18 protein-coding genes and 1 pseudogene are annotated in these 20,549 nt (G+C 57.5%); 13 read left to right on the forward strand and 6 right to left on the reverse strand.

All coding sequences use genetic code 11. From position 1 onward, the window contains the following. The first annotated feature begins 112 nt into the window (after positions 1 to 112). The gene (locus FFS64_RS18575) at positions 113 to 1,009 is read left to right on the forward strand and encodes a M23 family metallopeptidase (RefSeq protein WP_137806611.1); all 897 of its coding nucleotides are present in this window, start codon (positions 113 to 115) and stop codon (positions 1,007 to 1,009) included. Positions 1,010 to 1,137: 128 nt separating this feature from the next. Here FFS64_RS18575 and FFS64_RS18580 read toward each other — a convergent pair whose 3' ends face one another. The 3 genes from FFS64_RS18580 to phoB form a co-directional block, all read right to left on the reverse strand. Continuing rightward, positions 1,138 to 2,478 carry a hemolysin family protein gene (locus FFS64_RS18580; protein ID WP_137806612.1) on the reverse strand — a complete coding sequence of 447 codons (1,341 nt, stop codon included), beginning with the start codon at positions 2,476 to 2,478 and terminating at the stop codon, positions 1,138 to 1,140. Between the two features lie 123 nt (positions 2,479 to 2,601). After that, positions 2,602 to 3,888 carry a phosphate regulon sensor histidine kinase PhoR gene (gene phoR / locus FFS64_RS18585; protein ID WP_219739455.1) on the reverse strand — a complete coding sequence of 429 codons (1,287 nt, stop codon included), beginning with the start codon at positions 3,886 to 3,888 and terminating at the stop codon, positions 2,602 to 2,604. 82 nt (positions 3,889 to 3,970) lie between these two features. Beyond that, positions 3,971 to 4,660, reverse strand: a complete 690-nt coding sequence (gene phoB / locus FFS64_RS18590; protein ID WP_008064504.1) for a phosphate regulon transcriptional regulator PhoB — start codon at positions 4,658 to 4,660, stop codon at positions 3,971 to 3,973. A gap of 151 nt (positions 4,661 to 4,811) precedes the next feature. Here phoB and FFS64_RS18595 point away from each other — a divergent pair, with 151 nt between their 5' ends. Continuing rightward, positions 4,812 to 5,198, forward strand: coding sequence for a hypothetical protein (locus FFS64_RS18595; RefSeq protein ID WP_137806614.1), 387 nt, complete (start codon positions 4,812 to 4,814; stop codon positions 5,196 to 5,198). Positions 5,199 to 5,263: 65 nt separating this feature from the next. On the opposite strand, the gene ubiA is transcribed toward FFS64_RS18595, so the two are convergent. After that, positions 5,264 to 6,154: a 4-hydroxybenzoate octaprenyltransferase gene (ubiA, locus tag FFS64_RS18600; RefSeq protein ID WP_137806615.1), complete on the reverse strand. Its 891-nt coding sequence runs from the start codon at positions 6,152 to 6,154 to the stop codon at positions 5,264 to 5,266. Further along, positions 6,154 to 6,717: a chorismate lyase gene (locus FFS64_RS18605; protein ID WP_137806616.1), complete on the reverse strand. Its 564-nt coding sequence runs from the start codon at positions 6,715 to 6,717 to the stop codon at positions 6,154 to 6,156. Before FFS64_RS18605 ends, ubiA begins: the two co-directional genes overlap by 1 nt. A gap of 200 nt (positions 6,718 to 6,917) precedes the next feature. On the opposite strand from FFS64_RS18605, the gene FFS64_RS18610 reads away from it, so the two are divergent. The 3 genes from FFS64_RS18610 to FFS64_RS18620 all read left to right on the forward strand — a co-directional run bounded on the left by FFS64_RS18610 (position 6,918) and on the right by FFS64_RS18620 (position 8,724). After that, positions 6,918 to 7,088, forward strand: a complete 171-nt coding sequence (locus FFS64_RS18610) for a rubredoxin (RefSeq protein ID WP_095194616.1) — start codon at positions 6,918 to 6,920, stop codon at positions 7,086 to 7,088. 17 nt (positions 7,089 to 7,105) lie between these two features. Then, positions 7,106 to 8,254, forward strand: a complete 1,149-nt coding sequence (locus FFS64_RS18615) for an NAD(P)/FAD-dependent oxidoreductase (RefSeq protein WP_137806617.1) — start codon at positions 7,106 to 7,108, stop codon at positions 8,252 to 8,254. Between the two features lie 194 nt (positions 8,255 to 8,448). Then, positions 8,449 to 8,724, forward strand: coding sequence for an HU family DNA-binding protein (locus tag FFS64_RS18620; RefSeq protein WP_003213368.1), 276 nt, complete (start codon positions 8,449 to 8,451; stop codon positions 8,722 to 8,724). Between the two features lie 186 nt (positions 8,725 to 8,910). Here FFS64_RS18620 and FFS64_RS31740 read toward each other — a convergent pair. Next, positions 8,911 to 9,108: pseudogene (locus tag FFS64_RS31740) on the reverse strand (hypothetical protein); the annotation flags it as partial. Positions 9,109 to 9,553: 445 nt separating this feature from the next. Here FFS64_RS31740 and tssA point away from each other — a divergent pair. The 8 genes from tssA to FFS64_RS18665 are packed head-to-tail and all read left to right on the forward strand — an operon-like array spanning position 9,554 to position 20,493. Further along, positions 9,554 to 11,110, forward strand: coding sequence for a type VI secretion system protein TssA (tssA, locus tag FFS64_RS18630; protein ID WP_137806618.1), 1,557 nt, complete (start codon positions 9,554 to 9,556; stop codon positions 11,108 to 11,110). Positions 11,111 to 11,142: 32 nt separating this feature from the next. Then, positions 11,143 to 11,646 carry a type VI secretion system contractile sheath small subunit gene (tssB, locus tag FFS64_RS18635; protein WP_137806619.1) on the forward strand — a complete coding sequence of 168 codons (504 nt, stop codon included), beginning with the start codon at positions 11,143 to 11,145 and terminating at the stop codon, positions 11,644 to 11,646. A gap of 29 nt (positions 11,647 to 11,675) precedes the next feature. Further along, on the forward strand, positions 11,676 to 13,148 hold the full coding sequence (tssC, locus tag FFS64_RS18640) for a type VI secretion system contractile sheath large subunit (RefSeq protein ID WP_137806620.1): 1,473 nt from the start codon (positions 11,676 to 11,678) through the stop codon (positions 13,146 to 13,148). Between the two features lie 13 nt (positions 13,149 to 13,161). Next, a complete protein-coding gene (gene tssE, locus FFS64_RS18645) occupies positions 13,162 to 13,572 on the forward strand; it encodes a type VI secretion system baseplate subunit TssE (protein WP_137806621.1) in 411 nt (136 codons plus the stop codon). 15 nt (positions 13,573 to 13,587) lie between these two features. Continuing rightward, positions 13,588 to 15,375 carry a type VI secretion system baseplate subunit TssF gene (gene tssF / locus FFS64_RS18650; protein ID WP_137806622.1) on the forward strand — a complete coding sequence of 596 codons (1,788 nt, stop codon included), beginning with the start codon at positions 13,588 to 13,590 and terminating at the stop codon, positions 15,373 to 15,375. Next, positions 15,339 to 16,355: a type VI secretion system baseplate subunit TssG gene (tssG, locus tag FFS64_RS18655; protein WP_137806623.1), complete on the forward strand. Its 1,017-nt coding sequence runs from the start codon at positions 15,339 to 15,341 to the stop codon at positions 16,353 to 16,355. The genes tssF and tssG overlap by 37 nt, the downstream gene beginning before the upstream one ends. 3 nt (positions 16,356 to 16,358) lie before the next feature. Beyond that, entirely contained in the window at positions 16,359 to 18,965 is a 2,607-nt protein-coding gene (tssH, locus tag FFS64_RS18660; RefSeq protein ID WP_137806624.1) for a type VI secretion system ATPase TssH, read from the forward strand. Positions 18,966 to 18,975: 10 nt separating this feature from the next. Beyond that, positions 18,976 to 20,493, forward strand: a complete 1,518-nt coding sequence (locus FFS64_RS18665; RefSeq protein WP_137806625.1) for a sigma 54-interacting transcriptional regulator — start codon at positions 18,976 to 18,978, stop codon at positions 20,491 to 20,493. The last annotated feature ends 56 nt before the right edge of the window (positions 20,494 to 20,549 follow it).

The following is a 20,549-nucleotide window of genomic DNA, read 5'->3' on the forward strand; positions in this document are numbered from 1 at the left end:
CACCTGCACCACACATCACCCTGATCCACCCATCTTGAAACATCTGCCGACTACCCGGGTCCATTGCAGCTGCTAGGCTCCTTCCCAGGCCTTACTCGACAGAACCCTGCCCATGTACGCGCGCCTGCTGTATTTCTGTGGTCTTTTCATGGCCTCCACCTCGGCTGTGGCCATGACTATCTACACGTCCACCGACGCCAATGGCGTGGTCTCCTACAGTGATCGCCCCATCAAGGGCGCCAAGGTGTTCGTCTTTCGCGATCGCATGGACGAGCACCTGGAGCGTCAGGTGTACCTCGATATCAAGAAGCTCAAAGGCATGGACAGTGTGTTTGTGCGCAATGACCTGTATGCGCCGGTAGAGATCGAATTGAGTTTCGCCGGCCTGAACAACGTCAGCGGCGCGCCGAGTCGGCCGATCCGTCGGGTGATGCCTGCACGCAGCAGCATTCGTCTGGCGCTGCTCAAGGCCAGCCGCCCCGGAAAGCCGCTGGTCTATACCCCGAGGTTCGAATACTCCCTGGGCGACCCGTCAGGGGCCGCCATGGTCTATCGCTATCCGCTGCCTTGGCGAGGTGGGCCGTTTCGCCTGAGCCAGGGTGCCAATGGCCAGTACAGCCACTATGGGCCGAAGAACCGTTACGCCATGGACATCGCCATGCCCGTGGGCACGCCGATCGTCGCCGCCCGTGGCGGAGTCGTGGTGAAAACCGAAAACCGCCAGACTGGGCGCGGCACCGACCCGTCGGGCAATTTCGTACGGGTGCTGCACGATGACGGCACCATGGGCGTGTATCTGCACCTGAAAAAAGGCTCGGTCAGTGTTCGCGAGGGGCAGCGGGTGGCAGTGGGCAGTGCGCTGGCACTGTCAGGCAATACCGGCAACAGCAGCGGACCGCATCTGCACTTTGCGGTGCAGCGCAATACCGGGATGGGGCTGGTGTCGATACCGTTCCGGTTCAATCAGCCGGTGGGGGCGTTGCCTAACTTTGCGTTGGGCAAACAATGAGGTGTTGTTTGAGCTGACGCCTTCGCGAGCAAGTCGAATCGTCGCACCGCCGCTCCCACATTGGAATGCATTCCAATGTGGGAGCGGGCTTGCTCGCGAAGGGAGCGACACCGATTCAGATCAGTCGATCAATCGAGCATCAACACCTTGGCCAGGACAATCTTCGGCCCTTTCATCTTCTTGATGATGATCCGCAGGCCTTCGACTTCCAGTACTTCTTCCTCTTCCGGCACCCGCTTGAGGCTGTCGTAGACCAGTCCAGCGAGTGTTTCGGCTTCGACGTGGTCCAGATCGATGCCCAGCAGCCGTTCGACCTTGAACAGCGGCGTATCACCGCGCACCAGCAGTTTGCCCGGCTGGTACGCGAGGATCCCGCGCTCAGCCTTGCGATGTTCGTCCTGGATGTCGCCCACCAGCACTTCCAGCACGTCTTCCATGGTCAGGTAGCCGATGATATTGCCGTCGGCCTCTTCAACCACGGCGAAGTGCGAGCCGCCCTTGCGGAACTGCTCCAGCAACTGCGACAGCGGCATGTGCCGGGATACACGCTCCAGCGGGCGGGTCAGTTCGGCCAGGTTGAACGACTCGGGAATGTGGTCCAGGGCTGCCAGCTCCAGCAGCAGGTCCTTGATGTGCAGCAGGCCGACGAACTCCTGGCGCTCGCTGTCGTACACCGGATAGCGGCTGAACTTGTGGCGACGGAACATCGCCAGGATTTCCTTGAGCGGTGCGTTGAACTCCAGGGTCACCAGGTCTTCACGGGAGTTGGCCCAATCGACCACTTCCAGCTCGCCCATTTCCACCGCCGAGGCCAGTACGCGCATGCCTTGGTCGCTTGGGTCCTGGCCACGGCTAGAGTGCAGGATCAGTTTCAGTTCTTCGCGGCTGTAATGGTGTTCGTGGTGCGGGCCGGGTTCACCTTGCCCTGCGATGCGCAGGATCTGGTTGGCGCTAGCGTTGAGCAGGTAGATGGCCGGGTACATGGCCCAGTAGAACAGGTACAGCGGCACCGCTGTCCACAGCGACAGCAATTCGGGTTTGCGGATCGCCCAGGATTTCGGCGCCAGTTCGCCGACCACGATGTGCAGGTACGAAATGATGAAGAACGCGGTGAAGAACGACACCGCCTTGACCACTTCGGGGGAGTCCACGCCAGCAGCACTCAGTACAGGTGCCAAAAGGTGCGCGAACGCCGGCTCACCGACCCAGCCCAGGCCCAGAGAGGCGAGGGTGATACCCAATTGGCACGCCGACAGGTAAGCATCGAGCTGACTGTGCACCGTACGCAGGATGTGCCCGCGCCAGCCGTGCTGCTCAGCGATGGCTTCGACCCGGGTCGAGCGCAATTTGACCATGGCAAATTCGGCCGCAACGAAAAAGCCGTTGAGCAAAACCAGGATCAGAGCAAAAAGAATCATGCCGAAGTCGGCGAATATTGTTGCGAGGGACAAGCCAGGGGAAGGGTCCATGATGGAGTTTTGCGGGTTCCGTGTATTCGAATGGAAAGAAAAAAGTGCGCCTGAAAAGCAGGCGCAAGTCAGCCAATGTAGCGGCTGACCGTGCGATTGCCTAGTGGCACGTGCTGGCCGGTATCAGTCCGCGGTACTGATGACCCGGGATTTGCTGACCTGGGCAGGGGCGAAATGGCAGGTAAAGGTGCTGCCGTGGCCCGGTACGCTGCTGATCTCCATGCGCGCGCGATGGCGCAACAGCACGTGTTTGACGATGGCCAGGCCCAGCCCGGTGCCGCCGGTGTTGGAGTTGCGGCTGGAGTCGACGCGGTAGAAGCGTTCAGTCAGGCGCGGCAGGTGTTTGCTGTCGATGCCGATGCCGGAGTCCTGCACGCTTAGGTGCGCGCCTTGCTCATCGCCCCACCAGCGAATACGAATGTTGCCTTCGGCCTGGGTGTATTTCACTGCGTTGAACACCAGATTGGAAAACGCGCTGCGCAATTCCGTTTCGCTGCCCTTGAGCAGGATCGTCGGGTCGGCTTCCAGGGAAATTTTCTGGTTTTTCTGGCCCGACAGCTGTTGCGCATCACTTTTGATCGATTGCAGCAAACCGTCGATGGCCACCGGTTGGTTGTCCGACGGGTAATCGGTGGCCTCCAGTTTCGCCAGCAGCAGCAAGTCGTTGAGCAAGGTCTGCATGCGCCCGCCCTGTTGCTGCATTTGCTGCAGGGCGCGGGTCCAGCGCGGGTTCACTTCCTCGACGTTGTCGAGCAGGGTTTCCAGATAGCCGCAAATGACTGTCAGCGGCGTGCGCAGCTCATGGGATACGTTGGCGATGAAGTCTTTGCGCATCTGTTCCAGCTGATGGATGCGCGTCACGTCGCGCACCAGCATCAAATGCTCATTGTTGCCGTAGCGGGTGATGTACAACTGAATGCGCATCCGGTCGTTGGTCGGCGAGGGGATTTCCAACGGCTCGGCGTAGCTGTCCTGCTCGAAGTACTCCTTGAAGCGCGGATGGCGCACCAGGTTGGTCACCGGCTGGCCGCTGTCCTGCGGGGTCTTGAGGCCCAGCAGGGTCTCGGCGGCGCGGTTCCACCATTCCAGGTTGCCGTCGCTGTCGAGCATGACCACCGCGTCCTTCAAGGCCGCCGTGGACTCCTGAACCCGGTCGATCACCGCTTGCAGGCGTCCGCGCACCCGTTGGTCACGACGTTGCAAGTGGTAGATGCTGTCGAACACCTCACCCCACAGACCATAGCCATCGGGCGGTGCTTCATCGGGTTTGTGCAGGCGCAGCCATTCGTGCAAACGCAGCAATTGCTTGAGCGTCCAGGCCAGGTAAAGGCCCAGTCCCGCAGCGAGGCTCCAGCCGTAGTAGCCGGTAATCAGGCCGATCACCAGGCAGGCGGTGACCAGTAGCAGCATGTGGCGAATCAGGGTGCCATGCCAGTTTTGGTTCACTTGAACGCGCGTCCTTGTCTACTTCTTAAAGCGGGAAAAGTCCGGGTCAGGCTTTCGTTGAAAAGCGGTAGCCGGTGCCGCGCACGGTTTGTACCAGGTTTTCATAGGCATCGCCGAGGGCTTTGCGCAGGCGACGGATGTGCACGTCGACGGTGCGCTCCTCGACGTACACGTTGCCGCCCCAGACCTGATCCAGCAACTGGCCACGGGTATAGGCGCGTTCCTGGTGGGTCATGAAAAACTGCAGTAGACGGTATTCGGTCGGTCCCATTTCCGCGGGTTTGCCATCGATGGTCACGCGGTGGCCGATCGGGTCCAACAACAGGCCACCGACTTCAATCGGCGCCTCGCCATCGCTCGGGCCGGCACGGCGCAGTACAGCTTTGAGGCGCGCAACCAGCTCGCGGGGGGAAAAGGGTTTGGTGATGTAATCGTCGGCGCCGACTTCCAGGCCCTGGATCTTGTTGTCCTCTTCGCCCTTGGCCGTGAGCATAATGATCGGGATATCCCCGGTCAGCTCATCGCGCTTGAGGCGGCGGGCCAGCTCGATGCCGGACGTGCCGGGCAGCATCCAGTCGAGCAGGATCAGGTCCGGTTTGCGGTCGACGATAATGGCGTGGGCCTGCTGGGAGTTTTCAGCCTCCAGGCAGTCATAGCCGGCCATTTCCAACGCAACGGCGATCATTTCGCGAATGGGCGCTTCGTCGTCGACGATCAGAATGCTCCTGCCAACCATGCCTTAATCCTCTTGTCATTTAACTGTCTTGCGCCGCATTAGATAACGGAATTATTGCAGTCGTGTGACAGTATTTTAGTCGCCTGCGGTTGTCACGAACCTGGACTAAGCTCTAACTCCGAATCCTGACAACCACAAAAGGAAGGTTTCCATGAAGCTATGCTCGCAATCCTTCAAAGGCCTGCTGTTGGCGGCTGCCCTCGCATTACCAACAATGGCCTTCGCTGCCGAGCCGGCGATGATGAAAGGCGGCGTGATGACCGACCACAAAGGCATGACGTTGTACACCTTCGACAAGGACACCGGCGGCAAGTCTGCCTGTACCGGCCAGTGCGCGGAAAATTGGCCGCCACTGATGGCGGAGGCGGGTGCCAAGGCAGAGGGTAAATGGAGCGTTATCAAACGTGATGACGGCAGCATGCAATGGGCCTACGACGGCAAGCCGTTGTACTACTTCGTCAAGGACAAGGCCCCGGGAGACATGATGGGCGACAAGATGAAGGACGTTTGGCACGTTGTGCGCGAGTCGCAGAAGTAACCAAATCCGCCGTTTGTAGGAGCGAGCGGGCGGCGATCCTACAAACGGCGGATAGAAGCTGTGTCTCAGCGCAACCCGTAATCCAGCACAATCCCGACAAAAATCGCCAAGCCGGCCCAATGGTTGTGCAAAAACGCCTTGAAGCAGCGCATGCGGTCCTTGCTGCGGGTGTACCAGAATTCCCAAACAAAACAGCCCGCAGCCACAGCCAAGCCGAGGTGGAACCAGCCGCCAAGCTCGAACTTCGAACCGGCCAGCAACAGGCAACCCAGCGCCAACCCTTGCAGGGTCAGGATGATCACCCGGTCCGCCTCGCCAAACAGAATCGCCGTGGATTTCACGCCGATCTTCAAGTCGTCGTCACGGTCAGTCATCGCGTAATAAGTGTCGTAGCCCACCGTCCACATCAGGTTGGCGATCCACAACAACCAGGCTGCTGCCGGCAACTCGCCGGTTTCGGCGGTAAACGCCATCGGCATCCCCCAGGAAAACGCCGCGCCCAGCACCACTTGCGGGTAATAGGTGTAACGCTTCATGAACGGATAAGTGCAGGCCAGGGCCAAGCCGCCGAACGATAGCCAGATCGTTGCCGCATTGGTGCACAGCACCAGCAGGAAACTCACGCCCATCAGCAAGGCGAAGAACACCAGCGCTTCTTTGGAGCTGATCTTGCCGCTCGGCAGCGGGCGCTGTTCGGTGCGCTTCACATGGCCGTCGACCTTGCGGTCCGCCCAATCGTTGATCACGCAGCCGCCCGCGCGGGTCAGCACCACGCCAAGCACGAAAATCACGATATTGGCCAGTGACGGCGAGCCCTTGCCGGCAATCCACAGCGCCCACAACGTAGGCCACAGCAGCAGATAGATGCCGATCGGCTTGTCCATGCGTGTCAGCTGAATGAAATCCCAGGCCCGTGGGTTCAAGCGATTCAGGGACTTGAGCAGGCTCTGGTACATCAGTAGTTCTCCGGGTGGGCGCGGGCGGCGCTCCACAGGGTCGGCAGGAAGATTTCAGCCACCAGCACGCTCAACGTGCCGCGGTCGAAGCGCGAGCGGCGACCCCACAGCTCAGGCGCCTGCACCTCGGTCGGCAGCCACGCTTGAGGATAGTGACAAACCTCGATGGCGCGGCGCTGGAAGGCGTGGTCGCAAAACAATAGTTCGCCCAGGGAGCGGCTGCCCAGTTCGTCCATGTGCAGGCCGTCACCCTGCAACGCGCTGCGCGCCGCGACGCTGCGGGCAAATACCCACGCCTGGCCATGCCCGCGCAAGTACACCTCGCGCACCCAGCCTTCGCTGCCTTCGGCCAGGTCCAGCGCGGCGCATTCATCGGCGCGCAGGGTTTGCCAGCCTTCGAACAGCGGCGTGACGCTGAAACCGTCATTCGACAAGCGGGTCAGGCGTCGGGTCAGCGATCCTTCGTCAAACAGCCAGTCGAGGGTAAACGGGTCGGGGAGGGGCGTCAGCAGGCTTTGAGGGAGCCAGAGCGGGGCCGAACGGGTGGATTTTGTGTGTTGCACAATGAGTCATTATTGGCAGCAAAGGAGGCGGCGAGCTTAACATGTCAGCTCATGAAATTGAGTGATCCGCCCGCCCGTTGCACCGAACGGGCTTGCATCTGCGTGACCCCATCAGTACAAAACGCGCTGAGCCGAACGGCAGCGCTGCAATCATCGACCGTTCGCGCCGGCAAAAGCCTGAACCCTGAGGAAGTACCTGAATGAAAAAGTGGCAATGTGTGGTCTGCGGCCTGATCTACAACGAAGCCGAAGGCTGGCCGGATGACGGCATTGCGCCGGGCACCCTGTGGCAAGACGTGCCGGAAGACTGGCTGTGCCCGGACTGCGGTGTGGGCAAGATGGATTTTGAAATGATCGAAATCACCGCTTGAAAACTGAGGAGTAAGGAATGAACGCACCTGTCGTGATCGTCGGCACCGGCCTGGCTGGCTACAACCTGGCCCGGGAGTTTCGCAAACTCGATGGCGAAACCCCGCTGCTGCTGATTACCGCCGATGACGGGCGCTCCTACTCCAAGCCGATGCTCTCCACCGGTTTCGGCAAAAACAAAGACGCCGACGGCCTGAGCATGGCCGAACCGGGCGCGATGGCCGAACAGTTGAAGGCCGAAGTACGCACCCACACCCGCATCAGCGGCATTGACCCGGGCCACAAACGCCTGTGGATCGGTGAAGAAGCGGTGTACTACCGCGACCTGATCCTGGCCTGGGGTGCCGAAACCGTGCGCGTGCCCATCGAAGGCGACGCGGCGGACTGCGTGTTCCCCATCAACGACCTGGAAGACTACGCACGCTTTCGCGCGGCAGCGGCTGGCAAGCGTCGGGTGTTGTTGCTCGGCGCCGGCCTGATTGGCTGCGAGTTCGCCAACGACCTGAGCCTGGGCGGCTATGAGGTGCAACTGGTTGCACCGTGCGAACAGGTCATGCCGACCCTGCTGCACCCGGCCGCCGCCGCTGCGGTACAGGCCGGGCTGGAAAGCCTCGGTGCACGCTTCCACTTGGGGCCGGTACTCACTCGCCTGCAGAAGGTCGTCGAGGGCCTGGAAGCGCACCTGTCCGACGGTCAGGTCATCCCCTGCGACGTCGTGGTCTCGGCCGTTGGCCTGCGCCCGCGCATCGACCTGGCCGCCGCTGCCGGTTTGCAGGTCAACCGTGGCGTCGTCGTCGACCGTCACCTGCAAACCTCCCACGCCAACATCTACGCCCTGGGCGACTGCGCCGAGGTCGATGGGCTGAATTTGCTGTACGTGATGCCCCTGATGAGCTGCGCGCGAGCGCTGGCCCAGACCCTCGCAGGCAACCTGATGACGGTCAACTATGGCCCGATGCCCATCACCGTCAAAACCCCGGTATGCCCCTTGGTGGTGTCCCCGCCGCCACGGGGTTCGGAAGGTGTCTGGACGGTCGAAGGGCAGGGCGCCGACATCAAGGTGTTATGCCGCGATGCCAGCGGAAAACTGCTCGGTTATGCCCTTACAGGCACCGCCGTGATGGAAAAACTGGCCCTGAACAAAGAGCTTCCGGCACTGCTGGCGTAAATACCGGTCGTTCTGTCGGAATCACCCCCAAAATGCCCTGAGAATGGCCACTAGGATACTGGCGCAGCTCTTCCGTGCGTGCCATCCTCACTCCCGTCTGCCGCAGAGTAGAGCATCTGCGGCGCTTTGGGCGCTGCTCCATAGAGAGCAGCACGGACATAACAACAAAAAACCGTCAAAGGGGCTTCACTAACATGCGTAAACCAGAACTCGCCGCAGCAATTGCTGAAAAAGCAGACCTCACCAAAGAGCAGGCCAACCGCGTCCTGAACGCCGTTCTCGAAGAAATCACCGGCGCCCTGCACCGCAAAGACAGCGTCACGCTGGTAGGCTTCGGCACCTTCCTGCAACGCCACCGCGGCGCCCGCACCGGCAAAAACCCGCAAACCGGTGAGCCAGTAAAGATCAAGGCCAGCAACACCGTTGCGTTCAAGCCAGGCAAATCCTTGAAAGACAGCGTCAATCCGTAAGCCGTTTCCCTGACCCGCGTAGCGGGAGAGTGGAATAAAGAATGGGCACGCCAACCGAGGTTGGGTGCCCATTTTTTGTGGGGTTAGCTGATCCGGATTCATTATTTGGCGATGATCGCTGTTATTTCCGGCTCATCCACAAGCGCTGCAAAAAAGTAATGTTCTTAAATCCATGTAATTACTTCCTTACCAGCTTCCATAGGGAATGCCGAATTTGTCTATGTACGCTTTGGGTTCTTCTGAAGGCGGTCGAAGTTTTCCGTTGGAGGTGCCCCCGTAGGGGCCTATTGGACTGATCGTGCCTTGTACGCGGGTGACTTCGGTCGACAGTAAGCATTGGCCGCCTAGCCATACCTTGGCGATTCCTCCAAGCGCCAAACCAACTTCTGAGAAAACGAAACTTGAGACACTTTTCCTGTCGGGATCGAACCTGTGGTTAAGTTCCGAAATGCCCTAGCAAGGCGTTGGCTGTACTTATGTAGGAAAACTCTCTTAACTTCGCCAGATAGCTCCTCTATTTCATAATATTGCATAGAGGAAGTCCCGGTATGATCTAAGCATAGTGCTTTAATTTTAGCTCGCGTTGTTGCACTAATTGATAATGTGTCGCGAGGCGCCCTTGGAAATACATGGAGGAAAAATTCCTACATTAAAAAGTCATTAATACGACGGCAGTTTAACTGATCGCGTTCGTCTTCGTGCATTTTCAGAAGCGTCCTACATTTTTCCTTTTTTATTTTTGCCATGCTTTGTGTCGGCTTCGACTACAGGGGCTGGCGTCGTTGAAGCTCATGTTGCCAATGACCATAACTTTTAAAAAAGGCCATGGATGTCTTACTCAAGCAAACTTTTCGCTCATTATCTTGAACTCGCCAAAGTCTCTGTTTCCAATGAGAGTTTTGCGGGTGAGGATGTTCGCTTTTCGAATGAATATGAAGCACTGGAATGCGAGCTGGGTAAAGCCCAATCCATACACGAATGCAGTCAGATCGACTGGCCTAAAGTTCGCGAGAACTGCGATTACTTGCTGCGGACCCAGTCCAAGGATTTACGGGTTGGCGTCTGGCTGACATGGGCCTTGTACCAGTGTGAGTCCTTCCTGGGACTGTTGGCCGGTCTCGGGTTGTTGCGTCACCTGTGTGAAAGTCACTGGACCGAGGTTTACCCGAAAAAATCCCGTACCCGTGCTGCCGCGATCAATTGGTTGGTGCCGCGTCTTGAAAAGGTACTCACTGAAAACGTCGCGATTAAAGAGCAACTGCCATTGTTCCATTGTCTTGTGGAGCATCTGGAAGGGCTTGATGCCATTTGCACCAAACGCCTAGGCGACGACGCGCCTTTGTTGCTACCAATTTCCCGGCGCCTGAAAAAACTGGTGCAACGCACAACCGAGCATCAATCGGCCCCCAGCGTCGTTGATTCCGCGGTGGCTCAGGTCAAACAGGTTGCCACGCAGCTATTCAACCCCTGCACACCCATTGATAACGAAAAAGATGCCCATAAAGCCTTGCGTGCCCAACAGGACAGTGCGCGACCGCTGTGTGCCTGGTGGCTCAAGCAAAAGGCTACCGATCTGCGCGCATTACGCCTCAACCGTACGCTGCTCTGGCTACCTGTCGACACATTGCCCGAGCGCAATGCCGAGCAGATCACAGCACTGCGCGGTTTACCCGTCGACAGGCTCCAACTCTTACAAGAGCACTACGATCAAGCCCGATACGCTGATTTGTTGGTGGAGCTGGAGTCCAGTCTGTCCAAGGCGCCGTTCTGGTTTGACGGCCAGCGAATGGTTTGGGAATGCCTTCAGGGATTGAACGCAGAGATGGCCATGCGTGAAGTGGAAATCCACTTTGCATTATTGATTCAGCGTCTGCCCGGCATCCTCGAGTTGCGCTTTCATGACGGCGCTCCATTCGCCGATCCCGCCACCCGTGCATGGGTCAATGCCCAAGTCATGCCGCATCTGCAAAACCCCCGTACACCGCGTCCCGCAGAAGCCCTGGAAACACTACCGGACTGGGAGCAGGCCCTGGAGGACGTCCAGCCCATCCTGCGTAAGGACGGCCTCAAGGCCGCCGTGCAGATTCTCAAGCGGGGCCTGCTGAGTGCTCACGGCGGACGGGCGCAGTTTTTCTGGCAGTTCGCACTCGCACGCCTGTGCTTCATGGCCAGAAAATTTGAATTGGCCAAGACCCAACTTGAAACCCTTGACCAGACATTAAGGGGCGCAGGCCTGCACGCCTGGGAGCCGGATCTTGCGTTGCAAGTGCTGCAGTTGCTGCATAGCTGCTGCGAGTCGTTGCCGCAAAACCACGCGGTGCGCGAATGCAAGGAAGAGATTTATCGCAGGCTGTGCCACCTCGATCTCGAAGTGGCACTCGACTAGGCCCCAGGGCCAAAACCGCAAGGAGAATCGCCATGGCCAAAGAAGGCTCGGTAGCCCCCAAGGAACGCATCAACGTCACTTTCAAGCCCGCCACCGGTGGCGTTCAGGAAGAGATCGAACTTCCACTGAAACTGTTGGCGATCGGTGACTACACCCAACGCAAGGATGACCGGAAAGTTGAAGATCGCAAGCCGATCAATATCGACAAGATGACCTTTGACGAAGTACTCGCCAAGCAGGAGCTGCAAGTGACCTTGAGTGTGCCAAATCGACTTCAGGATGACAGCGGTTCTGAAGAATTGGTCGTGGATCTGCGCGTCGACTCGATGAAGGATTTCAATCCGGCCAGTCTGGTCGAGCAGGTGCCTGAACTGAAAAAACTGATGGAGCTGCGTAATGCGTTGGTGGCGCTCAAGGGGCCGCTTGGTAACGCACCTGCGTTCCGCAAAGCCATTGAAGGGGTTTTGGCAGATGACGAATCCCGCAGTCGCGTACTGGGTGAGCTAGGGCTCAACACCGAAGCTCAACCCGCCTGAATCTGCCACCAGTCAAGGAAGCCAATACCGTGAATACAAATGCAGCGCAGCAGCATGGCAACGAGAGTGAATACAGCATTCTCGACAGCATCATTGCCGAAACCCGCCTGAGCCCTGACGACGAAGCCTACGACATCGCCAAACGTGGTGTATCGGCGTTTATTGAAGAACTACTCAAGCCCCAGAACAATGGTGAGCCGGTCAAGAAAGCCATGGTCGATCGGATGATCTCCGAGATCGACAGCAAGCTCAGCCGCCAAATGGATGAAATCCTCCACCATCCTGAATTTCAGTCGTTGGAGTCCTCGTGGCGAGGCCTGCAGTTGTTGGTTGATCGCACCAACTTTCGCGAGAACATCAAGATCGAAATCCTTAGCGTTTCCAAAGAAGACCTGCTGGATGACTTCGAAGATTCGCCAGAGGTGATGCAGTCTGGTTTGTATAAGCACATTTACACCGCTGAGTACGGTCAGTTCGGTGGGCAGCCGGTTGGAGCGATCATCGCTAATTATTTCCTGTCGCCGAGTTCGCCCGATGTGAAGCTGATGCAATACGTGTCCAGTGTCGCTTGTATGTCCCATGCGCCATTCATCGCAGCGGCCGGGCCAAGATTTTTCGGCCTGGAGAGCTTTACCGGCCTGCCTGACCTGAAAGACCTGAAAGATCACTTCGACGGTCCGCAATTCGCCAAATGGCAGAGTTTCCGTCAGTCGGAAGATGCGCGTTACATGGGGCTGACCGTACCGCGTTTCCTGTTGCGCAATCCGTATGATCCGCAAGAAAACCCAGTGAAATCGTTCGTCTATAAAGAAATCGTGGCCAACGACCACGAGCACTATCTGTGGGGCAACACGGCTTACGCGTTCGGCACGCGACTGACCGACAGCTTCGCCAAGTTCCGCTGGTGCCCAAATATCATCGGCCCGCAAAGTGGTGGTGCGGTTGAAGATCTGCCGTTGCACCACTTCGAAAGCATGGGTGAAATCGAAACCAAAATACCGACCGAAGTACTGGTGTCCGATCGCCGTGAATACGAGCTGTCGGAGGAGGGGTTTATCGCCCTGACGATGCGCAAAGGTAGTGACAACGCAGCTTTCTTTTCTGCCAGTTCCGTGCAGCAGCCAAAACAATTTGGCATCAGCCCCGAAGGCAAGGTTGCAGAGCTGAACTACAAGCTTGGCACTCAATTGCCATACATGATGATCGTCAATCGTCTGGCCCACTATTTGAAGGTACTGCAGCGCGAACAACTGGGTTCGTGGAAGGAACGTACTGACCTCGAGCAAGAGCTCAACAAATGGATACGCCAGTACGTAGCCGATCAGGAAAATCCGAGTGCCGAAGTCCGTGGGCGTCGACCATTGCGTTCGGCGCAAATCATTGTCAGCGATGTCGACGGTGAACCAGGCTGGTATCGCGTCAGCCTCAATGTGCGCCCGCATTTCAAGTACATGGGTGCCGATTTCACCCTGTCTCTGGTTGGCAAGCTGGATAAAGAATAAGAGAAGCTGACTCATGACTGGATATGGCAGCCTCTTTGAACGCCTGGGCGGCGATGTGGAAGAACGTGTTGGCTGGAGCCGCGAAAACTCTGCCATGACGTCTGTGGCTGCCCATCTTGCCAAGATGCTAAGTACCCGTGTGGGCAGCGTGCAGACATTGCCCGACTACGGATTACCCGATCTCAATGACATGCGGCTGAGTCTGCACGACTCCCTGAGCCAGGCGCGTGTGGCCATAGAGCGCTTCATTGAGGCCTACGAACCTCGTCTGAGCAAAGTTCAGGTCTCTCCTGGGGTGCGTGATGACGATCGGCTTCGCATGTCCTTCGCCATTGAAGGTCTGTTGGAAATTGACGGCTTCAAGCGGCAGGTCAGCTTTACCGCATGCCTGGATGGCAGCGGACAGGTCAAGGTCAGCCAATGAAAGACGGAGTTTTCCATGTCCTTTAACCACTACTACCAAAGCGAACTGACCGCACTGCGCCAGTTGGGCCGTCGTTTCGCCGAGCGTAGTCCGGCATTGGCACCTTTCCTGGGCCAGCCCGGACGTGATCCGGATGTGGAGCGATTGCTTGAAGGCTTCGCGTTCTTGACCGGGCGTCTGCGGCAGAAGCTTGACGACGAATTGCCGGAGCTGAGCCAATCGTTGATGCGGTTGCTGTGGCCCAACTATATGCGACCGCTGCCGGCGTTCAGTATTTTGCAGTTCGCAGCATTAACGCGTTCGGAACCGGCATTTGTGGTTGAACGCGACACACCGGTGGAGAGTGTACCGATCGACGGTGTGCGTTGCCGTTTTCGCACGTGCTACTCGACCGAAGTCTCAGCGCTGAATCTTATCGGGCTGAATTATTCGGCCAAAGGCGATGGATCGCTTTTGAGCTTGCGACTGGAGATGAGTACTGACGGCCATTTTGGTGAGCTGGCGTTGAATCGTTTGCGCCTGCACTTCACAGGCGAACGCTATATCAGCCAGATGCTTTACCTGAGCCTGTTGCGCCATCTGCATGGCATCGAGTTAGTCCCGTTGGATGGCGTCGGCAAGCCAATCGCTGGGGTGAAAGACATGCCGATGGCACTCCGGTTACCTGGTAATCACGTGCAACCGGTAGGTTTTGCCGAAGAAGACGCATTGGTGCCTTACCCGTTGAATACCTTCCGTGGTTATCGCTACCTGCAGGAATATTTCGCTTTCCAGGACAAGTTCCTGTTCGTCGATATCAACGGACTCGACCTGCTCAAGACTTTATCCGAAGACATCATGAAACAGGTGCGAGGTTTGGAGTTGCGCTTTGATATTCGCAAGAGCGCATTGCAGCAACTGTGTCCGACCCTGGACAACATAAAGCTCCACTGCACACCGATCGTAAATCTGTTCACACACGATGCGCTGCCAGTGCGTCTCGACGGCAAACAAGATGAGTACTTGCTCCTGCCAGCCGAGTACGACCCGCAACACTGCGGGGTGTTTTCGGTTGAAAGCGTCACCGGATGGAGAACTGGGGGGCTGGGTAATCGGGAGTATGTGCCGTTCGAATCCTTCGAGCACGATCCAAGTTTCGATGTGCCGGTCAGCCGCCCGCATTACAGCGTTCGCCAGCGTTCATCCTTGCTTCACGACGGTCTTGATACCTATCTGAGCTTCGGCATTCAACATTGCGAAGTACAGGAAACGCTCTCGGTCGAGCTGATGTGCACCAACCAAAACCTGCCACGCAAGTTAAAGCCCGGTGACATCAACCAGCCTTGCAGGCAGACGCCGGAGTTCCTGCGTTTTCGCAACATCACTTCGGTCACATCATGTTTTGCGCCGCCGCTCAATCAGGACTTCCTCTGGAAGCTGATAAGCAATATGTCGCTCAACTATCTGTCCCTGGCCGACGTCAATGCTTTGAAGCTGATTCTCGAAACCTACGACCTGCCACGCTACTACGACCAGCAGGCTGAGAAAGTCAGCAAGAGGCTGCTCGGCGGGCTGAAGTCGATCAAGCATCAACACGTCGACAGATTGCACCGTGGATTACCGGTACGAGGCTTGCGCACGGAACTGGTCATCGACCCACAGGGGTATATCGGTGAGGGCGATCTGTTCGTGTTCGCTTCGGTACTCAACGAGTTTTTCGCACTTTACGCCAGCCTCAATTCGTATCACGAGCTGCGGGTAATCAGCACACAAGGAGAGGTCTATCAATGGACACCGCGCATGGGGCTTCAGCCCTTGCTTTAAGCGGGCTGAGCCGGGCAATTAGAGAATATTCACTGTTTCAGGCTGTGCGGCTGGTGATTAATCGGCTGCGCGAGATGTATCCGCATCTGAGCGAAGACCAACTGTACGACCAGTTGGAATTCCAGGCTAATCCGAGCCTTGGTTTTCCCGGTAGCGACGTGGACCGTGTGGAGTTCTTTGAAGAGCACGGGCAGATGCGCGCGCGGTTGCGATTCAACCTGATAAGCCTGGTGGGTTCCGGTTCACCGCTGCCTGCGTTTTATGCCGAGCAGGCCTTGAAAGACGGCGAAGAGGGTAACCCGACGCGCAATTTCCTCGATCTGTTCCATCACCGATTGCAGCGGCTTATTTGGCCGATCTGGCGCAAGTACCGATATCACGCGGGCTTCCAGAGTGGTGCCCTCGATTCGTTTTCTTCGCAACTGTTTGCCCTGATAGGTCTTGGTGGCGAAGAGATCCGCAAGGCCCGGGAGTTGAATTGGAAGCGCTTGCTGCCATACCTCGGTCTGCTCAGTCTGCGAGCGCACTCGGCAGCCTTGATCGAGGCAGTACTACGTTACTACTTCAAGCACGCCGAGCTGACCATCGAGCAATGCATCGAGCGTCGCGTCGCGATACTCGACGAGCAACGCAATGGCCTCGGGCGTAGCAACAGCAAACTCGGTGAAGACCTGGTATTGGGCGAGTACGTTCGTGATCGAGGCGGAAAATTCCGGATTCATATTCGCAAACTCGACTGGCAACGCTTTCATGAATTCCTGCCAGTCGGTTTCGGCTATCAACCGTTATGTGCGCTGGTGCGATTCACCCTGCGTGATCCGCTCGACTACGACATCCGTCTGGCCCTGCGTCAGGAAGAAATTCGCGAGCTGCGCATCGGTGAACTGAATGTCTGTCATCTGGGTTGGACCAGTTGGCTGGGCCGCGAACGTGCCGACGGCGTGGTGACACTGAGCAGTAAAAATTCATTGAGGGTGTGAGCAATGATCAACGTGGACCTGCAACAGCTTATCCAGGCGCTTGACGCCGAAAGCCGTCATGACCTGGAAAGCTCTGCCGAGCGCTGCATCGCCCGTGGTGGCAGCAAAGTTCTCGTCGAGGATTTTCTGCTGGCGTTATTGGAGCGCCCACAAGGTTTGCTAGGTCGTGCCCTGCAAGACGCTGAAATAGATGCCGGTGAGTTGGCGGCTGCGTTGCAATTGGGAGTCGAGAACACCGCCTCGCAGAGCCCTGTGTTTGCACTGGAATTGGTCCAATGGCTGCAGGATGCCTTACTACTGGCAACACTCGAGTTGGGTGAGAGCGTGATTGGGCAGGCCGCACTGATCCTCTCGTTGTTGTGCAATCCGTTGCGCTACGCCGGTAGTCGTTACCAGTTGGTCCTCGCGAGGCTGAACATTGAGCGAATCAAAGAATTCGCGCTTTCCCGGGTTGAGCCACCAGCCACCGGCAACCCGGTTCGATCCGCTGAATCCCTGCTGGGACGCTTCACTCACAATCTGACTCAACAAGCCCGTGACGGCAAATTGGACCCGGTGTTGTGCCGCGATATTGCGATCTGTCAGATGGTCGATATTCTCGCCCGTCGTCGCAAGAACAATCCGATCGTGGTCGGCGAAGCGGGCGTGGGGAAAACGGCCATAGTCGAAGGCCTGGCATTGCGCATCGCTGCCGGTGAAGTACCGCCAGTGTTGAAAGGTGTTGAGTTGTTGTCCCTGGATATGGGGCTATTACAGGCCGGCGCCAGCATCAAAGGTGAGTTCGAGCGGCGCCTCAAGGGTGTAATTGATGAAGTCAAGGACAGGCCAAAGCCGGTGATCCTGTTCGTTGACGAAGCTCATGCGCTGATCGGCGCGGGAAGCAATGCTGGCGGTTCCGACGCGGCCAATCTGCTCAAGCCGGCGTTGGCTCGTGGCGAGTTGCGAACTATCGCCGCCACGACTTGGACGGAGTACAAGAAATACTTCGAAAAAGACCCGGCCCTGGCCCGACGTTTTCAACCCGTGCAATTGCATGAGCCAACTATCAGCGAAGCCGTGACAATCCTTCGCGGGCTGGCTCCGGTGTATGAGAAGAGCCACGGCATTTACCTTCGCGATGACGCTGTGGTGGCAGCGGCTGAATTGTCTGCTCGCTACCTGACCGGTCGTCAACTCCCGGATAAAGCCGTTGATGTTCTCGACACTGCATGTGCCCGCGTGCGTATCAGCCTGGCTGCTGCTCCACAAAGTCTGGAGCGTTTGCGTGGCGAACTGGCTGAAGGTGTCCGCCAGTGTCAAGCCTTGTGTCGGGATGCTGAAGCAGGATTGCTGATTGATCGCGAAGCGCTGACCACGTTGCAAGAGCGTCTCGTTCTGGTTGAGCACGAAAGGGCTGAACTGGAATCCCTGTGGACCGAGCAAAAGGAACTGGCCGAACGTCTGCTGGATCTGCGTCAGCAACTGGCAAAGGCCCGGGAAGAAGCTGTCACTAGAACAGCTTCACCTGAGGAACAGGCACCAGACATCGAAGTTCTGGGAATTGCGCTAAACGAAGTCCATCGCAACTTGACTGATGCGCAAGTCAGACAACGCCTGGTGAGCTTTGAAGTGTGCCCGCGTCTGGTGGCCGAAGTCATTAGTGCCTGGACGGGAGTGCCGTTGGCTCAACTGACCCTTGAGTACAACGCCAGGATCGCCAGCTTTGCTACTGATCTGCGCAATCGTATTCGTGGTCAGGAACAAGCCATCGAGATACTGGATCGCTCGATGCGCGCGACAGCCACCGGCCTGAACAATCCTGAAGCGCCAGTGGGCGTATTTCTGCTGGTCGGCCCGAGTGGCGTCGGCAAGACCGAAACCGCGCTGGCGCTAGCGGATTTGTTGTATGGCGGTGATCGTTTTATTACCACCATCAACATGTCGGAGTTCCAGGAAAAGCACACCGTCTCTCGCTTGATCGGAGCGCCACCCGGTTATGTCGGTTACGGGGAGGGCGGCATGCTTACCGAAGCCGTGCGTCAGAAGCCGTACTCCGTTGTATTGCTTGATGAGGTCGAAAAGGCTGACCCGGACGTACTTAACCTGTTCTACCAAATCTTTGACAAAGGCTTGGCCAACGATGGGGAAGGGCGCCAGATCGACTTTCGAAATACTCTCATTCTGATGACCTCCAATCTGGGTAGCGAGCGGATCAGCGAACTGTGCGAAAACGTTGCACGGCCACCTGTGCAGGAGCTCGAAGCCTCCATTCGCCCGATTCTCATCCAACACTTCAAGCCGGCGCTGCTGGCACGCATGCGCATAGTGCCGTATTACCCGGTCAGTGGGCCGGTACTCTGTGAACTGATCGAGGTCAAGCTTGGCCGCTTGAGAGAGCGCCTGCATCGTCGTCAGCTGGATTTCGGCTATTGCCAGAACCTTGTCGATCACTTGGCCGGGCTTTGCACGCAAAGCGACAGTGGTGCCCGTCTGATTGACCAGTTGCTGGACCGGCATGTGCTGCCCCAAGTGGCTGACCGCTTGCTTGATGCAATGGCAACCGGTGATCACTTCACACGTGTTCATGCGACTCTGAATGTTGATGCCGGCATCATCTGCGAGTTCGCTTGAGATGGGGGTGATGCTCGCTCAAACGCCTCAACCGCTGGCGTATGCCGAAGCCTTGCTGGATCAATTCGCCAGTTTGTCACAGGCGGCGGACAGCGCTGTATTGCTGGGTGACTTCCTTCGCGCAGTGACACAACTGACTGATTGTGAGCTGGCGCAATTATATTTGCTTGACGCAAACCACGGCTGTCTAGAACTGAACTCCGAACACCTGAACGGCATTTTGCAGCCTCGGGATAGGGCGGACTTCCCGGTGGATTTCAACGATGCGCAACTGCTGCAATACGCCCTGCGCCAGAACCGCGTGGTGTGCCTCGACTCCTTGAGTGACAGCTTGTACGAAACCAGTTTTTTGCCGCTCCAGAGCAAACCATGGAAATCGTTGTTGTGTGTGCCTCTGCTAAATCGGCAAAAGGTCGTTGAGGGTTTAGTACTCTGTGCCAGCCGCCGACACTTTGATCTGCAAGGGCTCGCCGAGTCACTGGGTCAATTGGGCTCGTTTGTGCTTAGTCAGCTGCAACTGCTTCAACGGCTGCGTCGGCCGTCTGGCAATACACGATCTGCATCAGACAGCATCCCGAATGCTAGCGGATATGGACTGATAGGCAATAGTCCAGCCATGCGCCGAACCTATTTGCTGATCAGTAAGGTCATGCATAGTCCTTACACCGTTTTGTTGCGCGGCGAGACGGGTACTGGCAAGGAAGTGGTTGCGCGGGCGATTCACGATGGTGGCCCTCGGCAATCTCGACCACTTATCGTGCAGAACTGCGCGGCATTCGCCGAAAACCTCCTGGAAAGTGAACTGTTCGGCTACCGAAAAGGTGCCTTCACCGGTGCCGACCGCGATCGCGCCGGGCTGTTCGATGCGGCTAACGGCGGCACCCTGTTCCTGGATGAAATCGGCGATATGCCGTTATCCCTGCAAGCCAGGTTGTTGAGGGTTTTGCAGGAGGGTGAGGTTCGGCCACTGGGCTGTAACGATACCCATAAGATCGACGTACGCATTATCGCGGCGACCCACCGTGATCTGGCGTTGCTGGTCAGGGAAGGAAAATTCCGTGAGGACCTGTACTACCGTCTCGCGCAATTTCCAATCGAACTGCCGGCCCTGCGTCAACGCGCAGGTGACATCCTCGATCTGGCCCGGCATTTCGCTGAAAAGGCCTGCACATTTTTACAACGGGATAGCGTGCATTGGTCTGAGGCGGCGCTGAGTCATCTGGCCGCTTATGCCTTTCCCGGCAATGTGCGCGAACTCAAAGGACTCGTCGAGCGTGCGGTGTTGCTGTGCGAGGGCGACGAATTGCTGGTCGGGCACTTTTCTCTGCCTATGGATGCAATTACGCGAGATAGCAGCCTGCACTTGCGCGAGCGCCTTGTGCAGGTCGAACGCAGTCTGGTGATTGATTGTCTGCGTAAAAACAACGGCAATCAGACGATTGCTGCCCGGGAACTCGGGCTGCCGCGCCGTACGCTGTTGTATCGCCTCGCACGTTTGAACATCAAGCCGGGTGATCTCGATGGTTAATCCTCTGGATCGGTTCCCTGAGTCCGCTCAACCGGTTCCAACCTCTTGGAGACCTC

The organism is Pseudomonas sp. G(2018), from assembly GCF_005502415.1.
GTDB lineage: Bacteria > Pseudomonadota > Gammaproteobacteria > Pseudomonadales > Pseudomonadaceae > Aquipseudomonas.